The sequence below is a fragment of the uncultured Oceanicoccus sp. genome (assembly GCF_963968385.1).
Lineage (GTDB): Bacteria > Pseudomonadota > Gammaproteobacteria > Pseudomonadales > Dasaniaceae > Oceanicoccus.
This window is the reverse complement of sequence record NZ_CAXAHB010000094.1, coordinates 1-5148: the sequence shown is the minus strand read 5'-3', so window position 1 is coordinate 5148 and position 5148 is coordinate 1. Positions and strand designations below refer to the sequence as shown.

At 43.8% G+C, this 5148-nt stretch carries 7 protein-coding genes and 1 pseudogene; 4 read left to right on the top strand and 4 right to left on the bottom strand.

The features are described 5' to 3' along the window. Positions 1-374: pseudogene (locus tag AACP44_RS08330) on the top strand (GTP-binding protein); the annotation flags it as partial. Positions 375-381: 7 nt separating this feature from the next. On the opposite strand, the gene AACP44_RS08325 reads toward AACP44_RS08330, so the two are convergent. Then, positions 382-984 carry a DUF3299 domain-containing protein gene (locus AACP44_RS08325; protein ID WP_339340066.1) on the bottom strand — a complete coding sequence of 201 codons (603 nt, stop codon included), beginning with the start codon at positions 982-984 and terminating at the stop codon, positions 382-384. A gap of 105 nt (positions 985-1089) precedes the next feature. Between AACP44_RS08325 and AACP44_RS08320 the strand changes: the two genes are divergently transcribed. The 3 genes from AACP44_RS08320 to AACP44_RS08310 all read left to right on the top strand — a co-directional run bounded on the left by AACP44_RS08320 (position 1090) and on the right by AACP44_RS08310 (position 3682). Continuing rightward, entirely contained in the window at positions 1090-1770 is a 681-nt protein-coding gene (locus AACP44_RS08320) for an ABC transporter ATP-binding protein (RefSeq protein ID WP_339340065.1), read from the top strand. Beyond that, positions 1770-3011 (top strand): ABC transporter permease, encoded by a 1242-nt coding sequence (locus AACP44_RS08315; RefSeq protein WP_339340064.1) that lies wholly within the window; start codon positions 1770-1772, stop codon positions 3009-3011. Before AACP44_RS08320 ends, AACP44_RS08315 begins: the two co-directional genes overlap by 1 nt. 176 nt (positions 3012-3187) lie before the next feature. Next, on the top strand, positions 3188-3682 hold the full coding sequence (locus AACP44_RS08310) for a hypothetical protein (RefSeq protein ID WP_339340063.1): 495 nt from the start codon (positions 3188-3190) through the stop codon (positions 3680-3682). 20 nt (positions 3683-3702) lie between these two features. Here AACP44_RS08310 and AACP44_RS08305 read toward each other — a convergent pair whose 3' ends face one another. The 3 genes from AACP44_RS08305 to AACP44_RS08295 all read right to left on the bottom strand — a co-directional run. Next, positions 3703-3882, bottom strand: coding sequence for an SEC-C metal-binding domain-containing protein (locus AACP44_RS08305; protein ID WP_339340062.1), 180 nt, complete (start codon positions 3880-3882; stop codon positions 3703-3705). 44 nt (positions 3883-3926) lie between these two features. Then, positions 3927-4625 carry a DUF1826 domain-containing protein gene (locus AACP44_RS08300; RefSeq protein ID WP_339340061.1) on the bottom strand — a complete coding sequence of 233 codons (699 nt, stop codon included), beginning with the start codon at positions 4623-4625 and terminating at the stop codon, positions 3927-3929. Positions 4626-4713: 88 nt separating this feature from the next. Beyond that, the coding region (locus tag AACP44_RS08295; protein WP_339340060.1) for a TonB-dependent receptor at positions 4714-5148 on the bottom strand (435 nt) is incomplete at its 5' end.

The window sequence follows — 5148 nt, the reverse complement described above, 5'->3', positions numbered from 1 at the left end:
ACCATGACCATGACCATGACCATGATCAAGAAAACACTGCCGATAACAATCTCAATGACATGCCTATACCTGAATGCGGTTATATCAAAGCCATCAATCAAGGCGAAGGCTTTCATAGTATTGGCTGGCGCTTTGAGCCAACCAAGCTCTTTAATCGCACCAAACTATTGGCTTTTTTAAAGAGTATTGTCGCGGAAAGGATGAAAGCGGTCTTTATTACTGAAGAGGGTATTTATGGCTACAACCTGACCAGTGACGCGCTAACTGAAATTGAGCTGGGCGAATGTACGGAAAGCCGCATTGAAATTATTGCCAACGAACTATCCGAACAATGGCAACAACAATTATTAGCTTGCATAAGAACAGTGAATTAAAGCACGGCTACTCGGTAAATGCTTCGATCAGAGAGACTTCCATAGCATAAGCTGCAGTCGCCATATCATTTTCGATCAAGCTAGTTTTTAACACGCCCGATAACCAAAACGGGTTATACAAAGCTTCAAGCTTAAAGCCCTTGGGATATTTGACATAAATAATCTGATTAGGTGGTGGTGGCGGCACATGAATGCAGGCCCCAAAGAACGGCACAATAAAAAACTCAGTGATTACCTGATCGTCACTAAACTCCAGCGGCACAATAAAACCGGGAATACGAATGGCCTGCCCATTCATTTCCGGCATTATCTTGGTCGATACCAAGGCCTGCTGATAACGATCATCTTTTGCTGAGGCAATGGAGGCACTAATCCGGCTACTAATTTGATCTTCGAGCGAGCCCTCTTCGATATTCATCAGATACTCCGGTGGATTTAACAGGGCATCCAGATCTTCCTTGGGCATAAGAGCGGGCCATTGTATCGTGGTAAACTCAGTTGGTTTGGCCGGATTTTTAGCCGCAGAACTAAAAGCCTGCACCATGGTCACAGCCAACGTAGATAATACAATAACCAAAAATATCGTTTTATTGAGGAATAAGGCTTTCAATTTTTACACCACTTATTTTTATTAACGTCAAATCATATGCTCACATTACATTATGGTACTGTGTATCATTCCATTTTGACAAGCTATTAGCGACTAAAACCGTTTATGACTATTGAATTAAAGCACGTCCGTTACAGCTACCCTGACACCCCAGATAAGTTGGTATTGGATATCAATCACTGGACCGTTGCTGCAGGCGAACAAATTTTTGTCCACGGGCCTTCCGGTGGTGGAAAATCAACCTTACTTAATCTGTTAAGCGGCATCTTGCAGGCCGATACCGGTGAGGTCTCTGTGCTGGGCCAGCGTTTGGATATCATAAACGGCCGCCAACGAGATCGTTTTCGGGCTGATCATATCGGCTATATTTTTCAGCAATTTAATCTTATCCCCTATCTCGATGCGATCGATAATATTCAACTGGCCCACCAATTTGCCAGCAAAAAAACTTTGTCCTCATTAAAGGCGGATATCAAATCCTTATTATCCAGCTTTTATATCGATCCAACCGACTGGCACAAACCGGTGGCAAAACTGAGCATCGGCCAACAACAGCGTATCGCTATCGCTAGGGCAATCATTAATAAGCCAGAGCTATTGATTGCGGATGAACCCACCTCTTCACTTGACCAAAGTAATCGCGATAATTTTATGTCAGAGCTGATGGCAATGGTTGCGAAATATAACACCACTTTGATTTTTGTTAGTCACGATCTATCGCTGGCAAAGCACTTCAATCGAATTGATGGTCTGGCCGAGATTAATAGCGCAGGAGCTGACCACTAATGTTTTTTCGTCTAGCGTTGAAAAGTTTAATAAATCGAAAAGGCTCGGTGGCACTGACTATTCTGGCCATGAGCGTCAGCATCTTTGTGCTGCTAGGTGTTGAACATATCCGCACCCAAACCAAACAGAGTTTTAATAGCACCGTTTCAGGTGTCGACCTGATTGTTGGCGCCAGAACCGGCAGCTTAAACTTATTACTCTATTCGGTTTTTCGTATTGGCTCACCCACCAATAATATTGATTGGCAGGCTTATCAAACTATCGCCAACCATGCCAAAGTGGCATGGGCTATTCCTATCTCCCTGGGCGACTCCCATAAGGGCTATCGAGTCATGGGCACGTCGACAGATTACTTTAAACACTTTAGCTACGGTAATAAGCATCAACTGACTTTCACTAAAGGCAAACCCTTTAGTGATTTATTTGACGTTGTACTCGGCTCAGAGGTCGCTACAAAACTAGGCTATTCACTGGGCGATAAAATTGTATTAGCGCACGGTCTTGGTGAAACCAGCTTTAGTCTTCATGATGACAAGCCCTTTAAAATCAGCGGTATTTTAGCTGCCACCGGCACACCAGTAGACCAAACGGTTCATGTTAGCTTGCAAGGTATAGAAGCTATTCATCTCGATTGGCAACAAGGTGTGAGGGTACCCGGCCGCACTATCACTAACGAGCAACTGGAATCGTTAGCCCTTCAACCCAAAAATATCACCGCTTTTATGTTGGGACTAAATTCCAGAATGGCAACCTTTCGTGTGCAGCGAGATATTAATAATTACCACAAGGAACCACTCACGGCGATTCTTCCCGGTGTTGCGTTATCAGAGCTATGGCAAATGATGGGCTTAATGGAAAATACCCTGCGCCTTATTTCCGGTCTAATCCTAACAGCCGCCCTACTGGGTTTAAGCGCAATGATGTTAGCCTCGATCAGGGAGCGAGAACATGAAATACATTTACTGCGCGTAATTGGCGCACCACCGATATTTTTATTTTTATTAATCGAAATGGAAGCGCTATTGATCAGTTTGCTGAGTATTTTATTGGCCATCTCAGCTTTATCTTTAAGCTTAATCTCTAGCAGTGGTTTTCTGGTATCAAACTTTGGTTTACATATTGGCCACTCACTATTATCAGGGAATAATTTGCTATTTATCCTGATAATCATTGGAGCGACCTTTGTTGCCGCTGCGCTGCCTTCATTCTTGGCTTATAAAAATGCTAAATCAGACCGCTAACCATTTGAAACGTTAGTGGCCATTGATTCGCTTATCACGCCGTCTGTTTTGCGCTATTGCAGGTATTGCCAACATGCAAGCTAAACTGCCAACTTTTTCAACAAAACCTCAATTGAACTATACCTAAATACCCTGTATATTCGAAAGCACTGGCCCAACTTATACGACATCCTTTTATGCTTAAAAAGCTCTTATCAATAGCTGTATCGTTTTATCTGGCACTGATTAGCAGCCATGCAGCGGCCTGTGCAGGCCATTTGTATTTAAACCCTGATAATTTTGGCGTGATGGGCAACCTAGCCATCAAATTAGCGGGGCTGGCACCACCGGAGCCTATCTTTAAACTCAAGCACCCTCCTTTGGCAAAAGCCACTCTGGGCGAAGAATCAGAAATTACTGTTGAATATGAGCGTCCTTGGTTCTCCAAGGATGTTCATATGCAACTCAAAAGTAGCAAAGGCATCACATTAATTGATAAATATGTTGCTTTGGATGATTATGATGGCACACTTAAAATACGCTATTTACTGGAAAAACCCGGCCACAACAGCATTAAGATTCAGGTCAATGGTGTGCATAAAGGCCAGAGCGTTATCAGCTCCAGAGTGATTTATATTCAGCCAAAAAAATCTTCAACCGAAACCCATAACTTGCAAGTCACTGCCCGCTAGATCACCCCGTCTTTCCGAATTTAACGCCCACAACACTTTTTATATTTCTTGCCGCTATTACAAAGTGGACAAGGGTCATTACGACCAATTTTTGGCGCCACTCGAGTAATAGGGTCTTGTGAAGGGCAACAGGCCGTATCGCTGCAACAGCGGTCGGTTTCGTCAAAAGAAAGTGCAGATGTTATATCTTTTTTATTCATCGTTAGCCCTCAAAGTCTGGCTTTAAATTTGAACTATTAGCTGGTCAACTGATATCAAGCGTTAGCAACAATCGCCTTTCACCTGATAAAAGGGCTGGCGAACGATGCACTAAACCCGCACCTTCATTACCTTCCCAACGCTCACCTTTCAACAGAGCTACGTCCCCAGCACTCAGTTGCCGTATATCATTAGCTTCAGCAAAAAGTCCCGATCGATGATCGGGTTTACCTTCACTACCATGACCCAATTTACAGCGATTAACCCGATTATGAGGCAACCACTCGGTAGCTGCTCCCTGATAGGTCGTCACTAAACGGCAAGGTACTTGGTCGACATGAAACCTCGGACACATCGCTTTGTCAAGCGCAGTGAGTCTAAGGCCTGCCTGACCTAAATCGAATAGACAGCAAAACATATCAACTAGCTCAGCAATATTCGAGCTTAATACGGCCGTTAATCCAGACGCACCTAAAGCTTTATGGATAGGGGTAAATGCATCTTGAGGAGAAAGGGTCATTGATGTTTGAAAATGGCTATTGGATGCCAAAAACTTTGCAACACTCTGATCCAACTCTTTAGCTAGATTGCGTTGCCAAACAACGATATTGCAATGATCCTGATAGATATCTGACAAAACCGTGGCTTGATCACCTGCGATACAACGGCGTGTTTTGTCAGCTGGGCTAATGACCTGCTCATTAGTTGCTGATAAAGCTATGGAGGGCTCTTCAATAGATAACATGGTTTTCTATGGCACCAAAACTAACGAAGATAAATTGGTGCAAAGTCAGCCCCTTAACCCGTTCTGGCTAAGAGGCTGCTCAAGTCGGTTAAAAGCTACCGCGAATACCGATCCGGAGATTACGTCCAGGTCTAGGCGCATCTTCCTTAACAAAAGACGAGTGAACACGCGCTTCTTCATCGGTTAAGTTTTCAGCCTTAACAAATAGCGTTAGCTCAGTCTTATTAAGCGGGATTCGATAGTTGATATTGGCGTCAATCCAATCATAACCATCGGATGCCTCTTCAGGCTCTGTTACATCATCTTGACTGTAATAGTGTGTATAGCTGAGATTGGTCGATAAGCGGTTATAGACATAATCGACACTGGCACCGACGCGCATGGGTGAGATACGTGGCAAGTTACCGCCATCATCCAATTTTGCACGAACGTAATCGGCAAACAGGGTGGTTTTAACATTCGAGTTTATTTGCCAGATACCCTGTGCTTCGAAACCGTGAAGTGTTACGTCTGCGCTTTGGAA